Source organism: Pseudomonas syringae pv. cilantro (assembly GCF_001293775.1).
GTDB lineage: Bacteria > Pseudomonadota > Gammaproteobacteria > Pseudomonadales > Pseudomonadaceae > Aquipseudomonas > Aquipseudomonas syringae_P.
Window position 1 is genome coordinate 2,410 of record NZ_LGLN01000029.1, and the last position, 24,827, is coordinate 27,236.

Consider the following 24,827-nt stretch of genomic DNA (forward strand, 5'->3'; position numbering starts at 1 on the left):
TTACCCCGACCATTTTCGCCCGGCTGTATCAGGGTAGAAAATCAGGACTCAAGAACAGTTGTTTTGAGCCCAGCAAAAAAGGCGTCCTTCGGGGCGCCTTTTTTGTTTGGGGTCATTTTCGGTTGAGACCGCGTAAAGCAGTCGCCTGACGTGAAATATGGCACCAGCAAGCTGGGGTGTAAAATTGGAGCGGCCCTACCGAGCGAAAGCTTGTGTACGGGGCGTTTTTTGGCAAAAATTGATGATGTGTAGAAAACTTGAAGCTACCTCCGTCACGGTGTAACCGGCACCACCAATGACATAGGTTTACTCAAACGGTCTTTACGGGTTTGCCAGCGTACTCGGCGTCGGCGATAGGTGATCTGCTTCATCAGGCGTCCCGGCGGTTGAGATCAGGCGCTCTGCCAGCTAATTTTCTTGGGCTAGCTGGCTAGAGGCGTTTCACCCATGTTCATGCTGGCCTACAGCCGACGCTGTATTTTATAAAAAAATCAGAATTCTCGATTAGCTGAAAAGTGCACGAGGTTATGGTGTGGGATCGTCGTCGGAGCAGGCACTATCCGTATCGAACGAGTAATCCTCCACCATTTCCTGATGCGCAGCCTGTAACGTTTCAGGCTTGGTATAAAAGCGATCTCTTATAGCAATACCTTTGGTAAGAGCTTTTTCTTTATTGGAATTGAGGCCTTCGACGGCAATATGTTGGACTTCATTCCAAAACGCCATCCCGATGCGTCCACTTGATCTATGCAGTATGAATTTTTTACCGTCCGGATCAAATAAGCCATCCGGGCCCTTTGTCTCGTGCTCAACTTCAGCGCATGCCGCGCAGGGTACATATTTTCCAGCAATAGGGACAATGATATGTTTGCCCTCTTGCAGGCCAAGTTTCGCTATTATTTCTTGATACTGGCAGTCTTTATCGTCTGCCAAGGCCCTCTGAATGTTCTGCTCTGCATGCATGGTTTGATTAATCCCATCAGGCAGCATGCCATCGAGACTCGCATCTTTGAAGGGTCGATGAATAACCAAATTTTCGAATGACGGATTCGACTGTGAGGCAGCCTGGATTACCTTATGCAAAATATGCAGCGCAGCAATAGCTTGCTCAGAAAGCTCCTGACGTGAGAGGTTATTTTCTGCTGGGCAACCCAAACCTTTAGCTATCTCGGCAACGGTAGTCTGTTTCAATATGTCAAATCTATCTTGGTTAAGGAAGTTTTCTTTAAGTTTTACGATATGGCGCCTATTTCTGCTTTCTTCAACCAATGCTTTAGATCTTCTATTCCCCGGGTAAGGGATTGAACGTTCTGTGTCTCTGGTCAAGGCAAAATGCAATGATTCCTGAATGTGCTCACTGTGAAAGTTTGAAGAGATATGAAGCTTCCCATTTATAACAGATGCTTGGACTTCGATGGGTCTCAATGACTTAAGGCCTATCATGCCCCAGTTTATCGAAGTTGCTATATGGCGTAATGACTGGCAAATACGATTAAAGCCTTGGTACTGTTTGGGTGGTGAGGGAGGAATGTTTGTTCGCGGAATAGCTTCGACCATCGTCTGGCTTGCATAAAAAGCTGGTCTTGAGCCAACGAAAGAACAGTTGTTATGGGCCATAACTTCTGATTCTTCTGACGGAGGAGGTCCAATGACGAGCCTTGATGTGCCAGCGGTGTTATCATGAGTTTGCTTTTCTTCTTCCGCCTTAGGAATAAAATAGCACCATTTAAATTGTTTATGTTAAGCATTTCAGATTCCAAAATAAACTAATCATTCCAAGACACGCCGAACCGTTTCGATAGAAAAAACGACTTTCGTCCGCGCCCAGGCACGTCGACCGATCTGTCCACTCGACGTGCCTGAAATAGTCGGCACCAAGGAGCGATCACTTGGGCCGGTCAACCCCGTTCAACGTACAATGTGCCTTGTGTTCTGCCTTCGGCAGTCAGTAAAATTGTGTGTGCTCGTCGGTGCCCTCGCTGGTGGCGAAGTGTGATATCCAGAACTCTCGCGGTAAGCTTTCCAAAAGCCGGGATGACACTGAAAATACAACTGAAAGTTCTGGAAAGCCCTTTCGTGAGCACGCACCAGTATCAGTCATTTATTACCGTTGCTGGCACCTTGCGTCCTTTCGGCAACGTCACAATCAACGCACTAGCAGTGTCCTCATCATCGTATACTGAGGAGACGTCAGAATAGACCTTGCCCCCTTGTTTAAGAAAATCACCTAATCTCATTTTTACGGTTACGTGATTTTCATTCTCATAGGGGCGAACTGCATTTCGTGCTTCGGGACCTACCATCACATTCCGCGAAGGGTCTCTCAAATCTGATGCGTTTATTTTTCTGGGTACGTATGCGCGTGAGTCTCCTTCAGGGATACGGTGATGCTGAGCATAGCGATTAGGTACAAGCTCTTCGTGTAATGCGATACGTGCGCAGGACCCTGAATAGCCTTCAACCATTCCCCCACACACATACTTTTTATCCATTGTTCTGTAAAGCTCCGTCTCCGAGTCTAGACCCAACCTTATCATTGGATCATGATCCCTAAGGAAATTGTTTCGCGCCTCAGTGGACAACTGGTACACCGAGGTTATGGTTTGTCCACCTGCCCTGGGTGCAGGTGTGGATGAGCCAGATGCATGTTGAGGAGCAGCGGACGGCTTATACACATGATGGGAGCCGGAAGTACCACAAATATTACCCATAATAACCTCTCACTTTAAATTTAACGACTTTCAAATCCGAGTGGCTGTACTTGTCAAGATCTAAAAGTTTTTCGCATCCAGACGACATATCCAAAACACTCACGCTAACCCCTCCAAAGCTGGGGGGCAGAGTGTAACTGAAGAGCCCATCAGCCTGATTAGCGGACAGTAACCTGCTATCAGTCATTTACTATCGTTGCTGGCACTTTTTTACCCTTCGGCAATGTCACAATTAGTGCGCTGGCAGTGTCCTCATTGCTGGCTAAAGAGGAAACATCTGAATAAACTTTTCCTCCTCTTTTAAGGAAGTCACCCAGTCTCATTTTGACGGTTACATGGTTTTCATCCTCGTAGGTGCGGATGGCATCTCGCGCTTGAGTACCCACCATTACATTCCGCGATGGATCCTTCAAATCCGAAGCTCTTATTTGCCTTGGCACATAGGCCCGTGCGTCTCCCTCAGCGAAACCGTAGTACTGGGCGGTGGGATTAGGAGCAAGCTCTTCGTGTAATGCAATACGTGCGCAGGACTCTGAATAACCTGCAACCATTCCTCCACGCACATATTTTTTATCCATCGTTCTATAAAGCTGCGTGTCTGGGTCTAGGCCCAGCTTTATCATTGGGTCATGATGATTAAGAAAATCTTCCCTTGCCTCGGCGGAAAGCTGGTACACCGACGTTAGGGCCTGACCACCTGCACTGTAGGTCTGCGTGGATGAACCAGAGACATGTTGAGTACTAACTGACGGGTTGTACACATGATGAGAACCGGACGTACCACAAATGTTACCCATAATAACCTCTCACTTGAAATGAAACGTTTTTTTGATCTCGTTCGCGATGCTTAGCATGCTCTCAAATATTCTTCGCATTTGCACATTATCAACTTCTAATAAGGGTATACGCGCATGCAGCTCTCCAGTTTTTTCATTATTTAAACCTAGCGTCAGGAAAGGTTTTCTAAAGCTAAAGCTATTGATGTAAAGCATTTTCATCAATGCATCAGAATTGGTCTCGCCGAGCTCACCAACGTTTGCGATAAAGTATACCCAGCGAAATTCATCTTGATAAATTTTTATTGAAACGCCATTCTCAAATTCAAAGCAATAAATTTCACGCTCGTGTTTTTTCTCAGGAAAACCAGGTGCGCCGTAGTCCTTTACAAGCCCATCGATTAAACGGTCGAACGAATTTTTCATGAGCCACCCCTATAACTTTAGTCGTCTGAGTGGTCATGACTACTCAGTTGGTTCCATGCGCTCATTTTTTGAGGGTGACTGGTTTCCAAACGTTGGGTTGCTTCGTAGCGTTTAAGTCTTACCCCGACCATTTTCGCCCGTCTGTATCAGGGTAGAAAATCAAGACTCAAGAACAGTTGTTTTGAGCCCAACAGAAAAGGCGCCCTTCGGGGCGCCTTTTTTGTTGGTGCTGTCAGCGGGATTACGGATTGTCCTGCGCGGGCCTGAGCATCACTCAGAGTCATCCGTTGCTGTCACGCGCATCGACAGCAAGCTGAGTCGCAACTCGGAGGGCCTCAACGGCTTTGCCAGCAGCAGAACATTGCGCCTTTGGAGTTGCTCTGCAACGAATCCGACATCACGCCGGTGATTATCATGGCGGGAATATCTCTGCCACGTGCTGCCCTTATTTGATCAATGCAGTCCACTCGATTGGCGGCGGTGCCCAAATCATAGATAAGTAATCAGTATCGACAGCAGCGCCATGACGGCTGCAGTGGCCAGATGGCGTGAGCCGAAGCGCATGCCGTAACCCAGAGTCACCCAAACCATCAGGCTGAACAGCGGTAAGGTCGCTTCCCCAGCCCAACACCATCCTGACCTCTATATTTCAGAAATGAACACACGTATCTGAACGCCTCGCCGATCGAAGGCTGGTATTACCTTCCCGAGAGCGACAGGTCGAAATGCCGCTGAGTAATAAGGCCTGGTGTGTTCGCGTACTTTTAAACGGACACCGTTCCCCCGACCTCAAGGTCACCTCGTACCGACGCAAGTCCGATCCGAACCCTGCAACCCCCGCACGATTGAGCGTCTTTTGTGCAAAAAACATGTCTATGGCTCAGGCCCGGCTGGGCGGGTTTGTGATGATTTTATGACAATCATGGGAACCGATCCGGCTGCCTGGCCACTCAATTTACTGTCGTTTATTACCGCAACGGAGAACGCTCTAATCGGCAGAACTCATAGTGTTCCGGGTCACTAGATTGTAACGGAGATGTAGACCGCGTTCTCTTCGGCATGATGCCGTTGGTACTTCGTGGGTAATAAACGGGATATAAAATTAATATACAGGAGTTTAATAATAACTATGGTAAAGGTTACCTCTTCCGGATTGACTGCCATTCCAGCGCTTCAACATACCGAAAGTGCCGCGCCCGCGGCCAATCCCCCTCCATCGCCAGAGCCCTCACCCCCCGCTGCTGACAGCGAGTCGTCCCGCAAGGGTGGCATGCGAAACCGGACTCATGCCAGTTTGAATAGTCAGACGCTCGGACTGCAAGCCGTGCCATCACAACGCGGAAGGCATGTTCGGGTCGCAAGTCATACGGATGGAGAGCGTGTCATTAATGCCTGGCTGGCAAAGCGACCGTCGGTTCAAAGCGAGACCAGTCTTGATAACGATGGCAAGCTGGTGCGTTACACCGCTGTGAAGGCGGAACCGCTGGCGCCGCGCAATGAGGCATTTTTCACCTCTGTGCCGGGTATGTTGATGGCCGTGTTGACGGTCCATCCCGAGATGGAAAATGGCATCAGCGGGGAAATCACCGCCGATGCTGTGGCTGCCCGACTTGCTGAGCCTCCCATAGGGTTATTGACCGGGGTCTGGCAGTCCTCCCATGATCGAGCCTATCTGGAGCGCGGCGGTGTGGTTCATACCGCCAATATGGAAGAGCGCTGGACGCCGTTGACGCTGCCAGGCATGAATCCCCGAGAGCCCCTGCGAATGATTGGTTTGCAGGCGGATGGCGAGGTTTATCTACACACCGGCAAACAACTCTGGCGCGCAACCGACACGTCTGCCGAGTCCATAACCACTGAACGGCTTCCTGAAGGCGCGGCGGTGCGCATTGGCGCGGGTGGCCAGGCGCACGGGCTGCATAACGGCTCGGTGCATTCAAATGGCATTTCCCGTCCAGTCGAGCTTTGGCGGTCCGGCGCCGACGACCTGGGGGTCGAGCAGAGTCCGGCGCGCCCCGTTGACCTGCTGCCGTTGCCGGGTGGCACCGCTGCGCTGATCCTTGATGATAAAGGACGTGTCTATCAGGCCGATCTGAAAGGCACAGGACCTGTTGAAGCCCATCGACTGAAATTACCCGGCGATTTTGCGCAGGGGAAAGGTTGGGCCGTGACCGCTATGGGACTGTCCAGAGACGACGCGGTTCATCTGATGCTGCAGGATCAGAACGGGCGGCGCATGAGCTTGCAACGAGCGCCAGGCGAGGCGCTGTTTCGCCCTGCGTATCTGCTGGATCGTCCGTTGCTGCTGCTCTACACCGAAGGGCTGCATATTCCGTCGGAGGCAGCAGTGCAGTCGCACGTTCAGCTTGATGGTCATGCCCAGCTGGGGCATATCGATGGCGTGCTGCATTATAAAGCGGCTCCCGATCAGCCTTGGGAACGGCTAAAGCAGTCGGGCGGCGAACCGCTGACGGGTGTGACCGCTCTCTACTCAAGCCCGTTGGGATTTATTGACAGGAAACCGGTTTTCGCTTTACTGGGGGATGCCCGGCAGGTCGTCGAACTCAAACTCGACGGGCGTACCTCCTGGTTGCCGAGCGATGCCGAACTTCCGCGTCATCCTGCGGGCGGGCCTTTGGCGGTGATACCGGATACGGTCGCGTTACGCACCAGCCTTGTCGCGCAGTTTGACGAGCCCGTACAGGCGCTGGCGGTTCACGGTAACCGCCGGGTCGTCGCGCTGACGGAATCGGGGCGATTGATGGCTGCCGATGCGGATAGCCGAACCCGGCGACTTCCCGCGTTGCAGCGCCCCATTGCCATCGCTGTAGGGCTCAACGATCAGTTGCTCGTGCTGCATCACCCCCATAGCCACCGCCCCCAGTTGAAACGGCTGACCGCGAAAGATAGCTGGGAGTCGGTGCCGATAATTCTGCCGGGTAGTGTTCATCCTTCAAGTCTTCGCGCTACTCGAACAGGGCAAATACAATTACAGCTGGGAGACAACTGGCACACGTTGCTGCCGTCAATGACGTCGCACGACAATCGATCCCTGCCGGCACGCGTCAAGCCTGAGCCGGAGAGGGATGAGGCGCCGACGGAGAACTTCCTTGCGGGTAGCAACGCCCTCGCCAATCAACAGCAAGCCAGTCGTCTCAGCACACCGCATCATGACGCATCGGTGGTTACGACGCTGGCGGGGACAACAGCCAACAACCCGTTGACGATGGCGTCGAGCGTAAAGGCAGTGGTTGATACGACCCGCGCTCAGGTGGGTGCGTTGACAAGGGATGTGTTGGGCTCCGTGGCGAATAGCGCGATGCGTTCCATGGCGCACACGTTGGGTGTCGTGCTGCCGCCTACGCCTCAGGAGAAGCGCCTGGCCACATTCCATAATGAGGCGAAACAGGCATATGCATCAGGAAAAATACTGTTTGAGCAGCTACCGACGCTCGCGCAAGTGCGCGTCGCTTCAGCCGTAGGGCCGTCCGACGGAGAAAAGTTCGGGCTGTCACATCAGCAAACGCAACGCTTGTTGACGCTACGAGAAGAAAAGCTGGAAGCGTTGTTACGCGACTTGCGCAAGATCGGCTTTCATGAAGGCGTGATCATGGGCGATATGGGGGACAGCGACAGCGCGGACGGTCTTGTTTCGACGACATCGACACCCACGTTCAAGCTGGCCGAGCTATGGCGACGACAGCATTCGCGAGTGGATAAGGCGCTGTCTTCTGCAGGATTGTCCAAGTCGGAAGACATTTTGCCGAACCTGAACCGGAGTATTAAAGCGTTGGCTGGCGGCGCGGCGCTGCATGCGGATCGTATGAGCGAACGTGAGGCTGAGCTGTTGAGCGTTCTGCACGAGGTCAGCGAAAAAATGATGCGCGCGGGCGTACGCCTGCCGGCGGATGATGGAAGCGCTGACAGCGCCCACAGCCAGGCGTCATACGGCTTGCGAACAGCCGGATTGGTTGCAGGTCTGGTGGACTATGATGCGCTGTTGGGCAGCACTGACGCGCAGGCGCTGGAAATGACGGAGAGGCTTCAGCAAGAAGCCAGGCTTGCGGCATTGTGCAAACTCGGTCTGTCTTCGTGGGGTCAATTAGCGGCCTTCGATGATGTGGTGACGACGTTTCGCGAACAGATAATGTTGCCGGGCTCGGCACGCCGCACCCAGTTGCTCAAAAATCTTGGCTTGCCGCCCGAGGCCGCGCCGGACGAAATGGCGGCGCGCATGTCCGACTTACTCCTGGATCTGTTCAACAGGAGCACCTTCTTCTCGACGCAATCGCGTGGTCTCGAATTGCGCGGCGCGTTGGGATCGGCTGACTGGAAACACCTCAATGCGTTTAGCGTCGGCGTGACGGGCGAGGCGCTTCAGGTGCTTGGCGTGGAGCGCATCGGCGATGGCAAGGACGGCGACGCCGGGCTGGTCGCGTTTTTTGTGCGCCATGCCAAAGCCTCCGTTTCGGCGACGTCAGGGGTCGGAATCGACTTCAAGCCAGGCCCTGGCAGCGGCGGACGTGTTCTCGATTCGCGGCCGGGTCGCTCGATGAATTCGACCTGGGGAGGCTCCGGCAACCTGGGTATCTCCGGTGCGTACCAGCATGGTCAGGGCGCCGCCGTAATCATCGCGCCTTCGACGATCTCCGACTTCGTGCGGCTGCTGTTCGATGTCAATCACCCTGACAGCACCCAAATCCTGCGCACCGGTGTGAACGGTGGTTCGATTGGCCTGGATCTGTTCGAAACCAATCTGAATGCCTCTGTGGGAGTGAACGTCAGCGTATCGCCATTCAGCCTGAGCCAGAAATATGGGCCACAGAAGCCGACGGCAGGGGCTGCCGTCTCTGGCGCAGACAATCGGCGCAGCACCGCGTCAGGGGCGTTGTCGGTCGGTGGGACGGCTCAGGCTGGCGCGCACTGGGGGCAAATGGAGCTGCATCTGGATCACGCCTGGGCCGATATCATCGGTCTGGAATTTCAGGGCCGCACGGATTTCAACCTTGAATTCAATAGCAGCCTGAACTTGGGGGGCGCGCTGTCTTCCGCGCTGGGCAATAACCCTCAGAAGTTGATAAATGCGTCCACCGGGAACGGTAATCTGCAGCTCGCCGGCATCCGCGTTGCGTCAAGCGATGTGCAGTTGCCGACCGATGCTGCGGTGGACGACACACGCCGCGGCCCCTTCCTGTCGACGGCCAGCTACAAACGCACTTTTGATACCGAAGTTGCCAAGCCTGTTACGGCCGGCGAGTGGAGCCAGATGCGCCAGCGCCTTGCCAAAGCGTTTCCTGACAATATCGCAGAGTTGGGCGCGCTCGACTACCCGACCAGGCCTGGCGAGCGTATCGCGACCATCAAACAGGTGATTGACCGCATACAAGGCCCGAAGGCGCGCAGCGTGGAAGCCATCGGTGCCATGGATGGAAAGGCATTGCGCCGTCAGCGTCTCGATGCGGCGAGAGAAATGGCGAACGCTGGCAACAGCGTATGGCGGGCGAGCTCTGAAATCGAGCGCGCCTCGATCGTGGAGATGCTGCATCAGTTGCGTCAGCAGGAACAAAGCGCCGTCCAGAATCACGCCCGGGCCATTCCCGGTGCGCGTGTGGAATTCAACCTGTTCGGTCGTGAATCGCTGGAAACGGTGGTGTTTCACGCCATCGGCCATCTGGGGCTTGGCAGCAAACTGAACGACCTGGCGGAGCTGCGTCGCAAGGTGCCGGGGCTCGATCAGGTCATGCTGTGTTTCCAGTCGTTGCCCAAGGTCAATCAGGTGCGCTACGTTTTCGAGATGCGCCCCCAGGCGAGGTTCGCCATCAATGACGCGCTACTGGCGCGCGAACAGCAGGCATCGGCACGTGCGCTCGGTTTGCCGGGGGCCTCGGGAAGTGAATTGAATTGGCGCGGCGTTCTGGACAAGATCAAAGCCACGCCTGACCTTTATCGGCTGGCGGCGATCGCCGTCCATAACACCGATGAAAACCCCGTGACCTCAAGAATAGGCCTGCCGCTGCTGAATGTGTCGGCCACAGGCGCGACGTCGCATCAGTTGTTCGAAGCGGAAATCCAGTTCCGCTACGGTCTGTATGACGGTCTGCAAGGGGTTGAATTGCTGGAGGCCGGAAACAGGGCATTGCAGTCGCCGTTACGGGCATTACAGCAATCCGGTATTCAGGCCTTGGGGCAGAGAACCCAGGCCGGGGAAGTTGCGTATGGCCCCCCTTCGCCGCGCAAAGAGCCGCCGTTGCGCACCGCAGAGGATGCTGCTGCGCTGACAACCAATGACATAGCGCGACAACTCGACGTTAAAGTCCAGCGTATGAATACCGCGCATGAGCGTGAGACGAATGCGATCAGTTCGTTCCAGCAGGCTTACGGGATGGCGTCCGCGCATCTGGACAGGCTGCTTTTGCGCATTCCTGAATTGCCATTGCCTGAAATTGATGACCGCGATGCCGATGGAGGCGGTGTGCGGGGTACATTTGCGTCGCTCCAGCGACATCCTCAGGCGCTGGATGACGCAATAAGTGCCATGCAGCAGGCCAGCGAAAAGGTGTACACGATACCTGGCAAGCAGACGACTCAGGAGCAAAACCCGGCTCTGGCCCAACTGCTCTCTGTTGAAAAACGTCGGCGTTCGCTCGGGCATGCCCTGGAAACACTGGCTGGCAGAGGGGTGGAAGCGGGCGTGGCCACAGGACTTGAACTTAACAAGGTCTCAACGCAAGTGAATGGTCTGGTCGTTCGCCGGGACGCGTTGCTGAAGCAACGTGAAAGCGGTGTTCAGGAGGGCGGTCTGGATAGCGAAGAGCTGGAAATGGAACTTCAACTGACCACCTCGGTGCTGCAGCGACTGCGCGCCGACTTGCTCGGCGAGCGGCAGGCCATGGAGACGACCGCCAGGCGCCTGGATCAGGCGAACCGCGCTGCTCTCGAAGGTGAGCGCAGCTTCAGCGACGCCGTGCGTGATATGGCGTGGGGCGAACTCGATAGTATGTAGAGGTAATTGCGCTTCTCCCTGGCAAAACACAGAAAGCGGCCTGAAGGTCGCTTTCTTGTTTTTGTGGTTCAACGCCCGCTATATACGCTGTGAGCGCGCAGCGATCCCCTGCAAGTCGTTTATAACGATTCCCTGACCACCAGCGGGCAATCCACTGGCTGAGTTCCCGATACGTCGAGGCCTTCTATCAAGTGCCGGGCGGCATTGCGACCGATCTCGTAATACGGCAACTGCACCGTGGTCAGCGCAGGAATAAACAGTTCGGCGATGCCTATCATGTTGTCATAACCCAGTACGGCGACATCTGCGGGGATTTTCAGGCCTTGACCCAGCAACAACTGGTACGCGCAGAAGGCAATGCGGTCATTGCCACAGACCAGAATGTCGAACTGCGGCCGACCATCGACCATGTGCCGTTCGAGGATGGCGGCGGTTTCCCAATAGGCGTCATGTTCAGACAGGTTGTACTGCATGCGTTCGTCCGGAGCCAGGCCGAATGCCAGGCAGGCACGCTGCATACCCGTTTGCCGGATTTCCCAGGCCAGGCTCTGTTTTGGCAGGTTGATAAACAGTGGGCGTCGATAACCCTGGCTGAACGCGTGGTGCAAGGCGCGGTACTGACCCGTTTCGTCATCCGGCACATAACTGACAAGGCTGCTGTCATCGGCGACGCAATTGGCGAGCACCAGCGGCTTGCTCTTCAGGCGCTGGGGAATATTCACTTCACGCAAGCCCATGGCGCTGAAGATCAACCCGTCGGGCCGGTGCGACAGCATCAGGTCGATGTTCTGGTCGGTGGGCGGGTTGCTCAGCAGGTTGAGGATAAACACGTTCCAGCCCGCTTGCTGCGCGGTCTGCTCGATTGACAGCAGCAGCTCGACCGCGAACGGTGTCGTCGCAGTGTCCAGGGCAAACACTCCGATAGTCCGTGTCTGCAAGTTGTCACCGCGAATCCTGCGCGCTGACAGGCTGGGTACGAATTGCAGCTCGTCAATCGCGCTACGGACGCGCTGATACGTCTCGGGGCTCAGTTTTTCCGGATTATTGAGCGCACGAGACACCGTCATCAGGGACACACCGGCCAATCGTGCAACGTCTTTAACTGAGGTCATGCGAGGCAGGGCCTGTCAGGTTGACTGATGATTATCATGCTACAGAGGCCTGATTATTTTCGCGACTTCAATAATGTGACCTACAGGTAGCCCGAGGAGAGCGTCCAGGCGTTGGCAATACAGACTCGGCCTCCGGTTCCGTCGGCAATCAGCTTCACCCCCAGGCTATCGGTCTGCGGATAAAGGCGGCTGCTCAAGGAAAAGCTGCCGTTTTTTTCAAATACTTCGATGGATGAGCGATCAAGGAACACGCGCAGTTCCAGTCGGCCCTGTCGGGGGTCTATTGCCACGCTGCGTTGACCGCTGACGTGGGTGCCTGACGCGTCACGGTCCAGTACCAAACGCTTTAGCGATGCATCGTAATAAAGCAGCGTCTGCTCCTTGCCATCTGCGCTGCAACGCAGTGCCACTCCCAAGTGGCCTTCCAGGCAATCGAGCAGGTCCAGGTGCACCTCGATTTCGAGCAAGTCGCCTCGCACCTCGGTCACCCACCGGGTGCCCGTTTCACTCCACCACGGGGTGCCTGGCAATAACGCTTCGCGTAACCCCGTCAGTTCGCGTGCAGGGTGCACGCAAAGGCGCTCGTCGCGCAGTTCAAGTTCGCGTGGCAGGGCGAGCATTCCGCGCCAGTGATGCGCCGTGGTAGGTGTCGGGCTTTCCCACATATCCAGCCATGCCCACACCAGGCGTCTGCCATCGGCCGCCACAAGGGTCTGCGCTGCGTAGAAGTCGTGACCGTTGTCCAGCTCGATAAAAGGCCCGCCGCTGAACTGCCATTGGCTGTCGACCTGGCCCACTCGGTAGCCGGTGTGGAACTTGTTCAGTCGCTCGTAGCCCTGGGCCGGCATGCCTTGCGGGGAGTAAAGCAGCACATCGCGCCCATCAAGGCGAAACAGGTCAGGGCATTCCCACATATAACCGTCGCCTTCGTTGCCACTGGACACATAGCTCACGAATTCCCACGTGTGCAGGTCCGCAGACCGATACAGCGGCAGCAGTGGCTGGTCACCCAGGCGCGCGCCGGCAATCAGGTACCAGTGGTCATCCTGATGCCACACCTTCGGGTCACGGAAATGAATGATTGTGTCTTGCGGAGGGCTGTCAATGACGGCGCCGTGTTTGACGAAGTGGATGCCGTCGACACTGGTGGCCAGGCACTGCACCTGACGGATAAAACGCTCGTCGCCCACCTCTCCCAGCCAGGTGTGCCCGGTGTAGATCAGCGCCAGGGTATCGCCGCACACCACGGCGCTGCCGGAAAAGCAGCCGTCCCGATCGAAGTCATCGCCCGGTGCCAACGCAATTGGCAGTTGCTGCCAATGGACCAGATCAGCACTCTTGGCATGGCCCCAGTACATCGGGCCCCATTTCGCGTCAAAGGGGTGGTGCTGATAGAACACGTGGTATTCGCCGCGAAAGTACACCACGCCGTTCGGGTCGTTCATCCAGCCCGCAGGCGGGGCCAGGTGGTAACCGGGTCGATAATCGCGGATGACCTGCGACAGGCCCTCCTCAAGCGCATGGTGCGCGCGCTCGAGGGCGGGCGACATCGGGTTGCTCATGGCATTTACAGAAAAACTCATAGGGTGCCTGCTTGTACGAGGTGCGGCGTGGTGCCGGGTGTCAGCTGCTGACCGGCGTCGGCATGACGCTTCAGGGCCAGGCCATCGGCGTCGAACACGTGCAGGTTGCTGTCATCGAATTGCAGCGCGACCTGATCGCCTGCCCGCCAACCAGCCTTGGCATCGCAGCGACAAATCAAGGGTTCGCTCTCGCCGGTAGCCAGGTGCACGTAGACCTCGCTGCCCAAGTATTCGACACCGGTCACCGTGACGCCAACGCCGTTGTTCGCCGCAGTCAGGGAGATGTGTTCCGGACGAACACCCAGGGTCAATTGCGCACCGTTGGCCAGATTCGAGCTGTCGAAGGGCAGGGATGTCATGCCCAGTGCCGGGATATCGATCAGGCTGTCGCGGCCTGGTGCCTGCAAGCGTACTGGCAGAAAATTCATTCTCGGCGAGCCCAGAAAACCTGCGACAAAGCGGCTGGCGGGGCGCTCATAGAGTTCGCGTGGTGAGCCAACCTGTTCGACCTGACCGCCGTTGAGCACGACAATCTTGTCCGCCAGGGTCATCGCCTCTACCTGATCGTGGGTGACATAGATCATGGTCGAGCCCAGCCGCTTATGCAGCCGCGCGATTTCGTTGCGCATCTGCACCCGCAACGAGGCATCGAGGTTGGAGAGCGGTTCGTCGAACAGCAAAATGTCCGGTTCCCGCGCCATGGCTCTGCCCATTGCTACCCGCTGACGCTGTCCACCGGACAGTTCCTTGGGTTTGCGCTGCAACAGTTTGTCCAGTTGCAGGATCTGTGCGGTTTTCAGCACGCGTTCGCGCAGGCTGCTTTTTTCTGTCTTGGCCAGCTTGAGACCAAAACTGATGTTGTCGTAAACGCTCATGTGCGGGTACAGCGCGTAGGACTGAAAGACCATGCCGACACCACGCTCGCGCGGTTCCAGGTCATTGACCCGTCGTCCGTCGATCAGCAGGTCGCCGTCGCAGATCGAGTCCAGCCCGGCGATCAGGCGCAGCAGCGTCGACTTTCCGCAGCCAGACGGGCCGACGAACACAACGAACTCACCCGCAGCGATCTCCAGGCTGACGTCGCGCAGAATGCGCGTACCGCCCAATTGCTTGTTGATGTTGGCTAGCTTCAATTTCATCATGATGCTGTTCCTTGTCATGGTTGTGCATCAACCCTTTAAAGCGCCGGCAGTGAGGCCGGAAACGATGCGGCGCTGGAAGATCAGCACCAGAATCACCAGCGGGACGGTCACCAGTACCGACGCCGCCATCAACAGGCCCCAGGGCAATTCGTGGGAGCTGCCGCCCGAAATCAGGGCGATGGCGACCGGCACCGTGCGTTGGGCGTCTGTCAGGGTGAAGGTCAGGGCAAACAGGAATTCGTTCCACGCGGCAATAAAAGCCAGCAGGCCGGTGGTGACCAGCGCAGGCCACAACAGCGGCAACAGCACGCGGGTCAGCGTGACCCAGGGCGAGGCGCCATCCATGATGGCTGCTTCTTCCAGTTCATGCGGCAGTTGACCCATGAAGGTGGTCAGCACCCAGACGGTGAAGGGCAGGGTGAAAATCGTGTAGCTCAGGATCAGTGCCCACGAAGTGTTATAGAGCCCCAGTGCGCGGATCACTTCAAACAGCCCCGACAGTACCGCGACCTGGGGAAACATGGACACGCCGAGCACCATCATCAGGACCGTGCCGCGCCCACGGAACTTGACCCTGCCCAAGGCATAGGACGCCGTCAGCCCGAGAAACAGCGCGAGCATCACCACACACAGCGAAACCACCAGCGAGTTTGCAATAGCCTGCAGAAATGAAGCCTGGCTGAGGACCGCCGCGTAGTTGGAGAAGTCGGGTTTGGTGATCCAGTAGCTCGCCTCGAACAAGGCGCTGGACGGCTTCAGTGACGTCACGATGGCGTAGTAGAACGGGAAGATCGCGTAGAACAGCAAGATCCCGACAAGGCACCAGAAGCCCAGGCGCAGCAGTGCTTTTTTCAGTTGGCGCAGGTTCATGAGCGCACCTCCAGTTGGCGACGTCCGAGGTACAGATAAAGCAGGGCAATCACGGCCACAACCAGAAACAGCAAGGTAGAGGCTGCGCTGCCATAACCCACGTCCTGAAACTCCACCAGATGCTGGCGGGCATAGACCGACATGCTCATGGTGCTCGAAGAGTTGGAGGTCAGGACATAGATGACGTCGAATACCCGCAGTGAGTCGAGAATGCGAAAGATCGCCGCAACCAGTAAGGCCGGCATCAGCAGCGGCAAGGTGACACGCCAGAACACCCGCAACGGATGAATGCCATCGACCCTGGCGGCTTCGTAGCAATCGCTCGGCAGCATCTGCAGGGCCGCCAGCATCAGCAGGGTGACGAAGGGCACGGTCTTCCAGACGTCGACGATGATGACGGCCCACATCGACAGGTCTGCATCTGCCGTCCAGGCCAGAGGCGCGTCAATCAAGCCAAGGCCCAGCATCAAGTGGTTGATGATGCCGAACTGGTCATTGAGCATCCACGACCAGATCTTCGCCGAGACAATGGTCGGAATTGCCCAAGGGATCAGAATCAGCGCACGGACCAGCGCGCGGCCGGTGAACTTGACGTTCAGCAGCAACGCGATCAACAGCCCCAGGACCATTTCCAGACCTACCGACACCACGGTGAAATGCAAGGTGTTGCGCACCGCGTTCCACCACTGCGAATCGACCAGCACGCCTGACCAGATGGCACCGTCGTATAACAGATAATTGCTCAGGCCGACGAATGAGCTGCCTTCGGTATCCGACAGATCGGCGTCGGTCAGGCTGAACCAGAATGTGCGCAGTAACGGCCAGGCGGCCACTAGCGTCAGACACACCAGCATCGGCGTCAGAAACAGCCACGCTGCGCGCACCCTGCGACGTTGTACAGGCGTTTCCCGGGTAATGAGAATGTCGTCACGGGGGAAGTCGGTAGAAGAAGGCATGGTGATTTCCTTGCGTGTGGCTTACCAGTTGCGGCGTTTGATGCGCGTCAGTTCGGTTTCCAGTTCAAGCAGTGCCTGATCGACCGGCAAATCGCCCGCCAGCACGCTATGCACTCGGTCAAAGAACGCGTTGGATACGCGTGGGTAGCCGCTGGCGGTGATGGCGGCGGGGCGCATCACCCCATTGGCGAGAATGCTGTGCAACTGGTTGTAGTAAGGCATGGCCGCGAGCAATTCGGGATCGTTATAAAGCGACTCGATCACCGGGTTGTAAGCGCCTGCCAGGGCACGATGCTTTTGCTCTCGGGCACTGGTCAGGTAGGCCACCAGCTCTGCCGCCAGCTTGGGGTTGGCGCTGTAGCGCGAAACTGCCAGGCCCCAGCCTCCGAGTGTGGAGGCGTGGGTGCCGTTGGTTCCGCCGCGGGGCAGGGGCGCGATGCCGACCTTGTCTTTTACCGCGCTGTCCGGGCTTTGCACCAACGCCCAGACATAAGGCCAGTTGCGCATGAACAGTGCATTTCCCGACTGGAATACGCCGCGCCCCTCTTCCTCGGTGTAGTTGAGTACGCCGCGCGGGGAAATGTCGCCGACCCAGCTTTTGGCCAGGGTCAGCGCAGTTTTCGAGGCGGTACTTTTCACCACGATGTCCCCTTTCGGGTTGATCAGCCCGCCTTCCGGCTGGCTGCTGATCCATTCCAGGGCATTGCACGTCAAGCCCTCATAAGCGCGCCCCTGAAAGACATAACCCCACATATTGGCATTCCCTGCCTCGCGTTCGGCCTGTTGCACGTGCCTGGCGGTGGCCGTCATGTCCTCCCAGGTCTGGGGAACCGGCTTTTGGTACTTATCGAGCAAATCCTTGCGGTAGTACAGCAACCCCGAGTCGGTGAACCAGGGCATCGTCACCAGTCGGCCGTCAACGGTGGCGTTGTCCACCTGAGCCTGGAAATAGCCCTGTGTCGCATCCGCTGGAAGTAGCTCGCGCAGATCCGTCAGGTGTTTGGCGAGCATGCCGGGCCACACCATGTCGATTTGAATGATGTCGATGTCAGTGGACTTGGCACTGAGGATTTGCTGGTAGAACGACAGGCGCTCGGTTGCCGAGTTAGGCGTGGACACCACCTGAACGTCGTTGCCGGTCTGTTTCGACCAGGTATCAACCGCCTCTTTGCACAGTTGCAATTCCGCTCCGACGGCCCCGCACGAGATCGTCAGACTGGCTGCGTTCGACAGCGCAGAGAACCCCGCAGACAGGGTGAGCAGCGCCACAGGAAGAAGAGATTTCAGCTGTTTCATAGAGCCCTCTTTATTTTTGTTTTTATAAAAGTTAACGTTAACATCGTCAATGTAACAGCGTATTTTCGATGTGGCACCCTTTTTTCTTCGATTCGCACAATTTTGCGCTGAAGGAAAAAGGCTTGGCCAACGTCACAAAAACAATAAAAACAAAACAGGAAGTCCACATGCAGAACGCATCAAGATGGCTACTCGCAGGGGTACTCGGCACCTCGACAACCGTCGTTCAGGCCGCGACTCTGGAAGAGCGGATGGCCGCATTTGAAGCCCGAGCCAGCGCTGCGGAAAAACGTGCAGCCGCAGCCGAACAGCAAACCCAGGCGCTCGCCCGGGAGCTTCAGCAACTCAAACTCGCCAACCCTGCTTTGCAGCCTGCGGCGCCTGCTGTGGCACCCACTGTGGCGGCCAGCCCGGCGCCTGCCCTGGATGAGCGCGTGGCAAAACTCGAAGCCCGCCAATTGAGCATGGAGAAGCCCAGCGGTGCCGCACACCTCACCGACGGCTTCAGCTTCAAGGGCTATGCCCGTTCCGGCTTGTTGATCAATGACGGTTTGGGTGGCGGCCGCGGCGGGCCTTATACGACCCCGGCGGGTTCAGTCGGCGGTGCGGTCGGGCGACTGGGTAACGAAGACGACACCTACATGCGCTTCGATCTGTCGAAAGAAATCTATGCGCAGAACGGCACGCGTTCCAAGTTCACTGTCTCAATCGCCGATGGCGTTGAAAGCTATAACGACTGGACGGCCACCGAAAGCAACCTGAACGTGCGTCAGGTATTCACCGAGCTTGACCATATCGCCGCGTTCAAGGGTAACCCGGTATTCGAGAACGCCACCCTGTGGGCTGGCAAGCGATTCGACAGGGACAATTTCGATATTCACTGGCTGGACTCGGACGTGGTCTTTCTGGCTGGCACCGGTGGCGGTATCTACGATGTGCAGATGACCAAGGACTGGCGCTCGAACTATTCCTTGATCGGACGTAACTACGGAGATTTCAGTGAGGGCGGCGTCGATGCCGATGTGGAAAGCTACATCCTGACCTCCAACCAATTCTTCGACAATGGTCAGTGGCAGTGGATGTTCAACGCCATTGGCGCCAAGAAAAACGACGTCGGTACGCGCACCAATCAAGCCGGTTTTGCGCCCGCAGACTCGGGCCTGCACACCATGTTGGCTAATCACCAGAAAGATTTTTTCGGCAGAGAAGGGTTCTTCAAGACGGCCTTGCTCTATGGGCAAGGTCTGGGTGCGCAGGTCAAGGACATCGGCTCGGACGGTGAACTGCTCGACGACGCCCGCGCGGTGCGTCTGGCCATGTACGGCGAGACGCCTATCGCGCCGGGATGGCGCATCGGCCCCAGCCTGCTGGCCGAGCAGAGCAAAGACCGATACGTCAAAGGCGACGATTACCGCTGGCTCACGCTGAACATGCGCCTGGCCAACGAGATCAACAGTAACTTCGAAATGGCCTACGAGCTGAGTTGGCAAACCATGGACCTGGACCCCAAAGGCTACCTGCAACGCAACGCAGTGGACGGTAACTTCTGGAAGTTTACGGTTGCGCCGACGTTCAAGCCGGACATGGGGGACCTGCTCACGCGTCCCGAATTGCGAGTGTTCGCAAGCCTCATGAACTGGTCTTCGGACCTGGACCGCTACAGCACGACCGGCAACTTCGGCAAAAGCGACTTCAGCGCCGGTGGCGTATGGCAATTCGGAATCCAGATGGAAACCTGGTTCTAGGCTCTGGACGACATACACCTGCGCCCGCAGAGCAGAGTTACCGGCTTTTGCAGCACCAGAGCGCAGGTTGAAATGCACTGAACGCCTGCGCCCGACCTGACTCCAAATCTTGCCCCGGCGCTCAACATCAACGTATCGCGTCGATGGGTGATTGAATCATCTGCCCACTCAAGGAATTCCCATGACCGATCCACGTAATGTCGCCCACGACAAAAAAGTTCAGCAAGAGAAAAAGAACCACGGCGAAGAAATCGCCCCCAATGCCGAGCACGCGCCCCAGCCAGGCATGAAGCCGGCACTCAAGCACGACGATGATGACAAGGAAGACGAGCAGGCTTGAGTCAGGCACCTGCCTGAGCTGAAGGTTGCCGTTGGCGGCGCTGGCTGAGGTCAGCCGCCGTCGTATTGTTGCGAGTTCTCGTATTACGCGGATGTAGCGAGGGCTGTCAGTGGATAGGCCACAAGCTTTTCAAAATCAGTTAGTACGCACTTCGTGAGTTCTGCTCACGTACGGTGACGTCGTGTGCTGTTTCGGGTGATGAGTTTTGTTGGGAAAATCACCTGCGCAGGTTCATGACCCGATGTTCCTGCAAGTTTTTCAAGCAGAAGTTCTATCGCCGCAGTCGCCATATCAAACAGCGGCGATTCGACGCTGGTCAGCGTCGGAATGCTGAAGTCGTCATATTGCATATTGTCGAAACCGACCACACAGATATCGTCGGGGACGTGCAGTCCCAGATCGTACAAACCCTTCAGGGCTCCCAACGCCATTCGATCGCTGGAAAAAATCATCGCATCGGGACGTCGATCAAGTGAGCTCAAGCGTTGCGCCACTTGCAGACCACTGGCCATGGACCAGTCGCCAGCAATGTTCCAGCTATTATCCGCAGATAAACCGTACTTGCTCAGACCCTCGAGATAACCGAGATAGCGCTCCTGGATGTCTTGATTGGTGTGCCCGTTTCTTTCTCCTGCGATGAACGCGATATGACGGCAGCCGCCGTTGTAAAGCTCATCAACGATCTGCGCAGTCGCGAGGCGGTTGGTTTGGGCCACATAGGCAAAGTTTGGGTCCATGGTCCCAAACAGAATGATCGGGACATTATGTTGGCTGAGTTCGACCAACACGGGATGATCAGGCTGCTCGACCACTGCAACGATGCCAACGATGCTCCCGGAACGGTAGAGATCGAGTATCTCCTCAACTGCCGGTGCCTGGCGTGCGGAGGGCTTGCGTTGCAGGAGTGAATAACCCGCATCGTCCGCAGCCAGGCCAAGCGCCTGGACAACGTTGTTCCAGTAAGTGTCTTGAATCTGTGGCGAACGATCGTCATAAGCACTGCGTTCGCCAAAGAAGAGACAGGCGACGGTTTTCGTGGGGATGTTGCGCAATGCGCGCGCAGCCACGCTAGGGACGAAATTCAGTTCGCGAATCACTTCCTGGACTCTGGCCAGAGTCTTCCTGGCGACTTTCTCAGGATGGTTAATGACCAGCGACACGGTCTGGAAACTTACCCCGGCGGCATCGGCGACATCCCGAATGGTGATTCTTTTTACGTTACTTTGCATGACTGCCCCTGATAAACCCCAGCGTGCGGAGTGCACGCTCACCCGCCAGGTGAGGGCACGGGGCACGATTCTGGCTGGGGTTTACCGTGTGTGCAACACGCCGTGCCAAGGCATCAGGTCACAGGCGGGTACTCAGCGTGACGAACGCGCTGCGCGGGGAGCCCACCTTCAGAATCTGCAAGTTACCCGCGGGGTCAGTGGCTGCACTGGAGTCGGTGTTGATGGTCGAGATATAGCGACGGTCGAACAGGTTGACCAGATTGAGTGACAGTGTGGTGTCTTTCAAATCGCCAAACTTTCCGAAGTCATACCCCATGTTGGCGTTGGTCACCCAGTTGGCATCCACATTCGAGTCATTGGTATACGTGTAATAGCGCTTGTCCATGTAATTGGTTTGTAACCCGGCCCTCCAATGGTCCAGTTGCCAGTCCAGGCTACTGGACAGCATCCAGCGCGGAGCGTCGATCACATCCTTGCCCTTGACTGCGACTACGGTACCGTTACTGCTGTAGTTGTCTTCATACACGCTACGGTTGTAAGTCATGGTGTTAGACCAGCGCCAATGCGGATCCGGGGTGAATGCCAGCGAGAGTTCGGCACCACGGCTGCTGACGGCTCCCACGTTGGCAACGCCGTTCTGGCAAATCACGATGCCGGTGCAGTTGGCGATGGCCAGCAAGCGGTTGTCGAAGCGTGTGCCATAAAAGGCCAGAGACGCGGTGTAGGCCTGTGTCGTATGGCGCAGGCCCGATTCGACGGTTTTTGAGGTTTCAGGTTTCAGATCCCTGAAGCCGTTCAGCGCATTCAGCGTGGTCTGGCTGGTGAACAATGGGCTGGAGGTGCCACTGGGAAACGCTGCCAGGTTTTCTGCGTAGGAGGCGAATACTTCAGTTTGTTCATCGAGCTTGTAGGTGGCGCCGATTTGCGGAAGAAAGTTGTCACGGGCTTCAAGTGAACCGCTCGCCGAACTCCCCTTGCCCTTTGCGGTTGAGGTGGTGACAACGTGCTTGGCACCGTATTCGAGCTTCAAATGGTCGTCCAGAAGCGTCCAGGTATCGCGTACATAGAACTGGCGCGTCAGATCGTTATAGTCCTGGGCCTGAATCGTTGCGACGCGGGGCAGGCCCGATACCTCGACAATACCGCTTTGTGGGGCAGTCCCTGTGGTGTCAAACAGGTAACGATCAGCAGAGTTCTTGTTGGACTGTACCCACATTCCGGCCTGTAATTCATGGTCCCCTACGTAGTAGGATAGCACGCTCTGAAAGCCTGTGCGGTCGATGCCATAAAAGGTGCTGCGAATCGAGTTGCTGGGGACGGAGGTGGCGCCGCTGTTGTAAACAAACGGATAGTAGGAGTTGCCAGCACCGGAGTTGTGATGGTGATACACAGTGGTATCAAGCAACAGCGCGTCGCTCAGCGCAAACGAGCCACTGAGGATGTCGAGTTCGTCGTTACGCAAGTTGCTCGAGTTGTAGACGGCATCGCTTACGCTGGTCACGCCACCGCTGAAAATGCCGTTCGCAGCATTGACGGCCCGCTGCCAATCGGGTGCATAGTTAGTCCACTTGTAGCCGAGCCGGTCTATCTGGCTACGTGAAAGTGAAGGAATAGTCGACTCTTTGGTTTCCGATTGACTGTGATAGAAACTCACGCGGTGTTCGCCGAAATCATAAGTGATCTTGGCGTTAAATGCGTGCGAGCGTTGTGGGCTGTCTCCCTTCCAGGCGTCGGCGTCGTAGTTCTCGGCGGCAACGTAAGCCGCCAGGCCTTCGTACTGACCCGAGTCGGCGCGCAGAAAGGTACGCGTTGTTTCATAGCTGCCCAGCGTTTGCGACAAGCGCAGGCCCGGCTCTTTATCCGGGTTTGCGCTGGTGAACTGAAGGGTGCCGCCCAGGTCGCTGGTGGACGCCGTGCCTAACGCTCCCGTGCCTTCGGCCACCTCGGTACTGGCGATGTTTTCAGGGATGATTGCGCGGTTGATAGTCAGCCCATTGAAGTTGCCAAAGCTCATGTCGCCTAAGGTCACGCCGTCCAGTGTGTAACCGAGATGGTGCATATCGAAACCGCGCAAGCTGATGCGCTGGCTACCCAATTCGCGGCCAAGAGGGTCGCTTGACTGAAAGTTGACCCCCGGCAGGCGTTGCAGGACTTTCATCGGGTTGCTGCCGGCCGTATAGGCTTTTGTATCCTGTTCCGTCACGCGCTGAACCTGCCGGGTTTCACCCTGGCCGATGACCGAGACTGTACCCAGGGTCGTCGATGTGGCGTCGGGCTCTTGCGGAGCATTGGCCTGGTCATCCGCCCTGGCTTGACCCAAGAGCAGTACTGGCAGGGCCAGGGCCATTTTCAGGCAAGCGGCCGGTAGCCGTTGCCGGTTCAGCATCGGTTTGATGTTCATGTCACTCATGTCCTTTCAGGCAGAAGAGGGCTGGCTGGGTGCTGGGCTGGCGTGGCGTGAGGGTGTTTCTGTGATCACCCCGCTGATGGAGGGTGGTCTTGGCTGCGTGGTAAATGGGTGAGGCACTGCGGTCGCTGTCCGATGGCGAATTTGTCATCGAACGCCAGCATGTCGTTAAAGGTGCAGAACCGGGGAGCATCCAGCTCTATCGAGTCGAATGTTTGACGCAGATAACCCAGGCAATCCCGCTGGATACTCGCGTAGTCGCGCGTTTGCTCAGCGGTCATCCATCGCACCAGATAGCCGAGCGTGATGTGAAACCCATAGTTGTCATGGTCGGGTGAGCGTATGCCCAGACACTGCGCCAAACGATCACGCAGGTCACGAAGCTTGCCGCGTTCCTGCAGGTTGACCGGCACCAGCCGTAGGGTGGCGCCGCTGTCCCGGTAGACGTTGAATTCGTCGAACCGCATCTGTAACCGAAAGTTTTCTTCAAGCGCGAAATTCATCAGGCGCTCAGTGAAATGGTGCGTGCACACCTGAACCTTAGCGTCGCGGGGCACTTCGGCGGGCCAAAAGGGGGCTTTGCGCTGCTCGTCGATCACCCCCTCGAAGACGGTCATGTGATAACTGGAGGGCGGTAACAGGCTCAGGCACTGACTGAACTCATGAGTGGCCAATGTATTTCTGACCAAGGTAAGCGCGTCGTTTGCCGGGGTGCGTAACGGGATCTGACTGATGATCGTGTTCCCGGCAAATGGCCGGGCTTTGCCGTCCTCATAGAATTTACGATCGACGTCATAGGGCTTCTCACTCTTGTCCTGAGGCAGTGCGAGAAGGGTCGACGCCGGGGACGAGGCAAATGCCGCACCGGCAGTCAGGGCAGTGGTTTGCAGCAAAAAGGTGCGGCGGAGCATGTCGACGTTCGTCATCGGGTTAATTCCGTTAGCGTTTCTCTGCTGAAAACCAAGTAGGACGAGTCCACTGATTTTTAAAATTAGAACGTTCTAATTTTGCTAGAAAATACCTTTCGTTTATGACGTAGAAGTGACAGGCGACCTTGTTTCAGGCTTTTTTGATCGGCTCAAGTGTGCGGCGGGAGATGAAGCTGACGGGGTGCGGTTTTCAGCTGGAGGAGGGAACGTTACTTACGGGAACCAACGAGCTAAGCGCCGCTGCGCTTTCGATGCTTGCCAGAAACCCTATATCGAAAGGCTGTCCAAAAAGTTCGGGCCGG

16 protein-coding genes and 1 pseudogene are annotated in these 24,827 nt (G+C 56.6%); 3 read left to right on the forward strand and 14 right to left on the reverse strand.

The annotated features are described in order from the left end of the window. Positions 1 to 525: 525 nt before the first annotated feature. The 5 genes and pseudogenes from ABJ99_RS28985 to ABJ99_RS29585 all read right to left on the reverse strand — a co-directional run. Positions 526 to 1,617 carry a hypothetical protein gene (locus ABJ99_RS28985; protein WP_230080984.1) on the reverse strand — a complete coding sequence of 364 codons (1,092 nt, stop codon included), beginning with the start codon at positions 1,615 to 1,617 and terminating at the stop codon, positions 526 to 528. A 476-nt stretch (positions 1,618 to 2,093) separates the two neighbouring features. After that, positions 2,094 to 2,711, reverse strand: a complete 618-nt coding sequence (locus tag ABJ99_RS26630) for an AvrPphF family type III effector (protein ID WP_080378016.1) — start codon at positions 2,709 to 2,711, stop codon at positions 2,094 to 2,096. A gap of 179 nt (positions 2,712 to 2,890) precedes the next feature. Next, entirely contained in the window at positions 2,891 to 3,508 is a 618-nt protein-coding gene (locus ABJ99_RS04965; protein ID WP_054084850.1) for an AvrPphF family type III effector, read from the reverse strand. 9 nt (positions 3,509 to 3,517) lie between these two features. After that, positions 3,518 to 3,913, reverse strand: coding sequence for a CesT family type III secretion system chaperone (locus ABJ99_RS04970; protein ID WP_054084851.1), 396 nt, complete (start codon positions 3,911 to 3,913; stop codon positions 3,518 to 3,520). Between the two features lie 270 nt (positions 3,914 to 4,183). After that, a pseudogene (locus ABJ99_RS29585) lies at positions 4,184 to 4,407 on the reverse strand (hybrid sensor histidine kinase/response regulator); the annotation flags it as partial. A 776-nt stretch (positions 4,408 to 5,183) separates the two neighbouring features. Between ABJ99_RS29585 and ABJ99_RS04975 the strand changes: the two are divergent. Continuing rightward, the gene (locus tag ABJ99_RS04975; protein WP_054084852.1) at positions 5,184 to 10,916 is read left to right on the forward strand and encodes a hypothetical protein; all 5,733 of its coding nucleotides are present in this window, start codon (positions 5,184 to 5,186) and stop codon (positions 10,914 to 10,916) included. Between the two features lie 119 nt (positions 10,917 to 11,035). Here ABJ99_RS04975 and ABJ99_RS04980 read toward each other — a convergent pair whose 3' ends face one another. From ABJ99_RS04980 to ABJ99_RS05005, 6 genes are all read right to left on the reverse strand, one after another. Then, positions 11,036 to 12,028 (reverse strand): LacI family DNA-binding transcriptional regulator, encoded by a 993-nt coding sequence (locus ABJ99_RS04980; RefSeq protein WP_054084853.1) that lies wholly within the window; start codon positions 12,026 to 12,028, stop codon positions 11,036 to 11,038. Positions 12,029 to 12,108: 80 nt separating this feature from the next. Further along, positions 12,109 to 13,611, reverse strand: a complete 1,503-nt coding sequence (locus tag ABJ99_RS04985) for a glycoside hydrolase family 32 protein (protein WP_054084854.1) — start codon at positions 13,609 to 13,611, stop codon at positions 12,109 to 12,111. Then, complete coding sequence (locus ABJ99_RS04990) at positions 13,608 to 14,753, reverse strand: ABC transporter ATP-binding protein (RefSeq protein ID WP_054084855.1); 1,146 nt, start codon at positions 14,751 to 14,753, stop codon at positions 13,608 to 13,610. Before ABJ99_RS04990 ends, ABJ99_RS04985 begins: the two co-directional genes overlap by 4 nt. Positions 14,754 to 14,780: 27 nt before the next feature. Then, complete coding sequence (locus ABJ99_RS04995) at positions 14,781 to 15,623, reverse strand: carbohydrate ABC transporter permease (protein WP_054084856.1); 843 nt, start codon at positions 15,621 to 15,623, stop codon at positions 14,781 to 14,783. Further along, a complete protein-coding gene (locus ABJ99_RS05000) occupies positions 15,620 to 16,579 on the reverse strand; it encodes a carbohydrate ABC transporter permease (RefSeq protein ID WP_054084857.1) in 960 nt (319 codons plus the stop codon). The genes ABJ99_RS04995 and ABJ99_RS05000 overlap by 4 nt, the downstream gene beginning before the upstream one ends. A 21-nt stretch (positions 16,580 to 16,600) precedes the next feature. Continuing rightward, the gene (locus ABJ99_RS05005) at positions 16,601 to 17,875 is read right to left on the reverse strand and encodes an ABC transporter substrate-binding protein (protein WP_054084858.1); all 1,275 of its coding nucleotides are present in this window, start codon (positions 17,873 to 17,875) and stop codon (positions 16,601 to 16,603) included. Positions 17,876 to 18,042: 167 nt separating this feature from the next. Between ABJ99_RS05005 and ABJ99_RS05010 the strand changes: the two genes are divergently transcribed. Together ABJ99_RS05010 and ABJ99_RS26640 are read left to right on the forward strand one after the other, a co-directional pair. Next, complete coding sequence (locus tag ABJ99_RS05010; RefSeq protein WP_054084935.1) at positions 18,043 to 19,620, forward strand: carbohydrate porin; 1,578 nt, start codon at positions 18,043 to 18,045, stop codon at positions 19,618 to 19,620. A 181-nt stretch (positions 19,621 to 19,801) separates the two neighbouring features. Next, complete coding sequence (locus tag ABJ99_RS26640; protein WP_007251615.1) at positions 19,802 to 19,960, forward strand: hypothetical protein; 159 nt, start codon at positions 19,802 to 19,804, stop codon at positions 19,958 to 19,960. Positions 19,961 to 20,124: 164 nt separating this feature from the next. Here the strand turns inward: ABJ99_RS26640 and ABJ99_RS05015 are convergent, their stop codons facing one another. The 3 genes from ABJ99_RS05015 to ABJ99_RS05025 form a co-directional block, all read right to left on the reverse strand. Further along, positions 20,125 to 21,189: a LacI family DNA-binding transcriptional regulator gene (locus ABJ99_RS05015; RefSeq protein WP_054084859.1), complete on the reverse strand. Its 1,065-nt coding sequence runs from the start codon at positions 21,187 to 21,189 to the stop codon at positions 20,125 to 20,127. A gap of 118 nt (positions 21,190 to 21,307) precedes the next feature. After that, entirely contained in the window at positions 21,308 to 23,590 is a 2,283-nt protein-coding gene (locus tag ABJ99_RS05020) for a TonB-dependent receptor family protein (RefSeq protein ID WP_054084860.1), read from the reverse strand. Positions 23,591 to 23,664: 74 nt separating this feature from the next. Beyond that, positions 23,665 to 24,522: a DUF1868 domain-containing protein gene (locus ABJ99_RS05025; protein ID WP_054084861.1), complete on the reverse strand. Its 858-nt coding sequence runs from the start codon at positions 24,520 to 24,522 to the stop codon at positions 23,665 to 23,667. Positions 24,523 to 24,827: the final 305 nt, after the last annotated feature.

Bases quoted from the DNA above. Each gene is read 5' to 3' on its own strand.
- ABJ99_RS28985 (WP_230080984.1), bottom strand. From the start codon at position 1,617: ATGGCCCATAACAACTGTTCTTTCGTTGGCTCAAGACCAGCTTTTTAT.
- ABJ99_RS26630 (WP_080378016.1), bottom strand. From the start codon at position 2,711: ATGGGTAATATTTGTGGTACTTCCGGCTCCCATCATGTGTATAAGCCG.
- ABJ99_RS04965 (WP_054084850.1), bottom strand. From the start codon at position 3,508: ATGGGTAACATTTGTGGTACGTCCGGTTCTCATCATGTGTACAACCCG.
- ABJ99_RS04970 (WP_054084851.1), bottom strand. From the start codon at position 3,913: ATGAAAAATTCGTTCGACCGTTTAATCGATGGGCTTGTAAAGGACTAC.
- ABJ99_RS04975 (WP_054084852.1), top strand. From the start codon at position 5,184: ATGCGAAACCGGACTCATGCCAGTTTGAATAGTCAGACGCTCGGACTG.
- ABJ99_RS04980 (WP_054084853.1), bottom strand. From the start codon at position 12,028: ATGACCTCAGTTAAAGACGTTGCACGATTGGCCGGTGTGTCCCTGATG.
- ABJ99_RS04985 (WP_054084854.1), bottom strand. From the start codon at position 13,611: ATGAGTTTTTCTGTAAATGCCATGAGCAACCCGATGTCGCCCGCCCTC.
- ABJ99_RS04990 (WP_054084855.1), bottom strand. From the start codon at position 14,753: ATGATGAAATTGAAGCTAGCCAACATCAACAAGCAATTGGGCGGTACG.
- ABJ99_RS04995 (WP_054084856.1), bottom strand. From the start codon at position 15,623: ATGAACCTGCGCCAACTGAAAAAAGCACTGCTGCGCCTGGGCTTCTGG.
- ABJ99_RS05000 (WP_054084857.1), bottom strand. From the start codon at position 16,579: ATGCCTTCTTCTACCGACTTCCCCCGTGACGACATTCTCATTACCCGG.
- ABJ99_RS05005 (WP_054084858.1), bottom strand. From the start codon at position 17,875: ATGAAACAGCTGAAATCTCTTCTTCCTGTGGCGCTGCTCACCCTGTCT.
- ABJ99_RS05010 (WP_054084935.1), top strand. From the start codon at position 18,043: ATGCAGAACGCATCAAGATGGCTACTCGCAGGGGTACTCGGCACCTCG.
- ABJ99_RS26640 (WP_007251615.1), top strand. From the start codon at position 19,802: ATGACCGATCCACGTAATGTCGCCCACGACAAAAAAGTTCAGCAAGAG.
- ABJ99_RS05015 (WP_054084859.1), bottom strand. From the start codon at position 21,189: ATGCAAAGTAACGTAAAAAGAATCACCATTCGGGATGTCGCCGATGCC.
- ABJ99_RS05020 (WP_054084860.1), bottom strand. From the start codon at position 23,590: ATGAACATCAAACCGATGCTGAACCGGCAACGGCTACCGGCCGCTTGC.
- ABJ99_RS05025 (WP_054084861.1), bottom strand. From the start codon at position 24,522: ATGACGAACGTCGACATGCTCCGCCGCACCTTTTTGCTGCAAACCACT.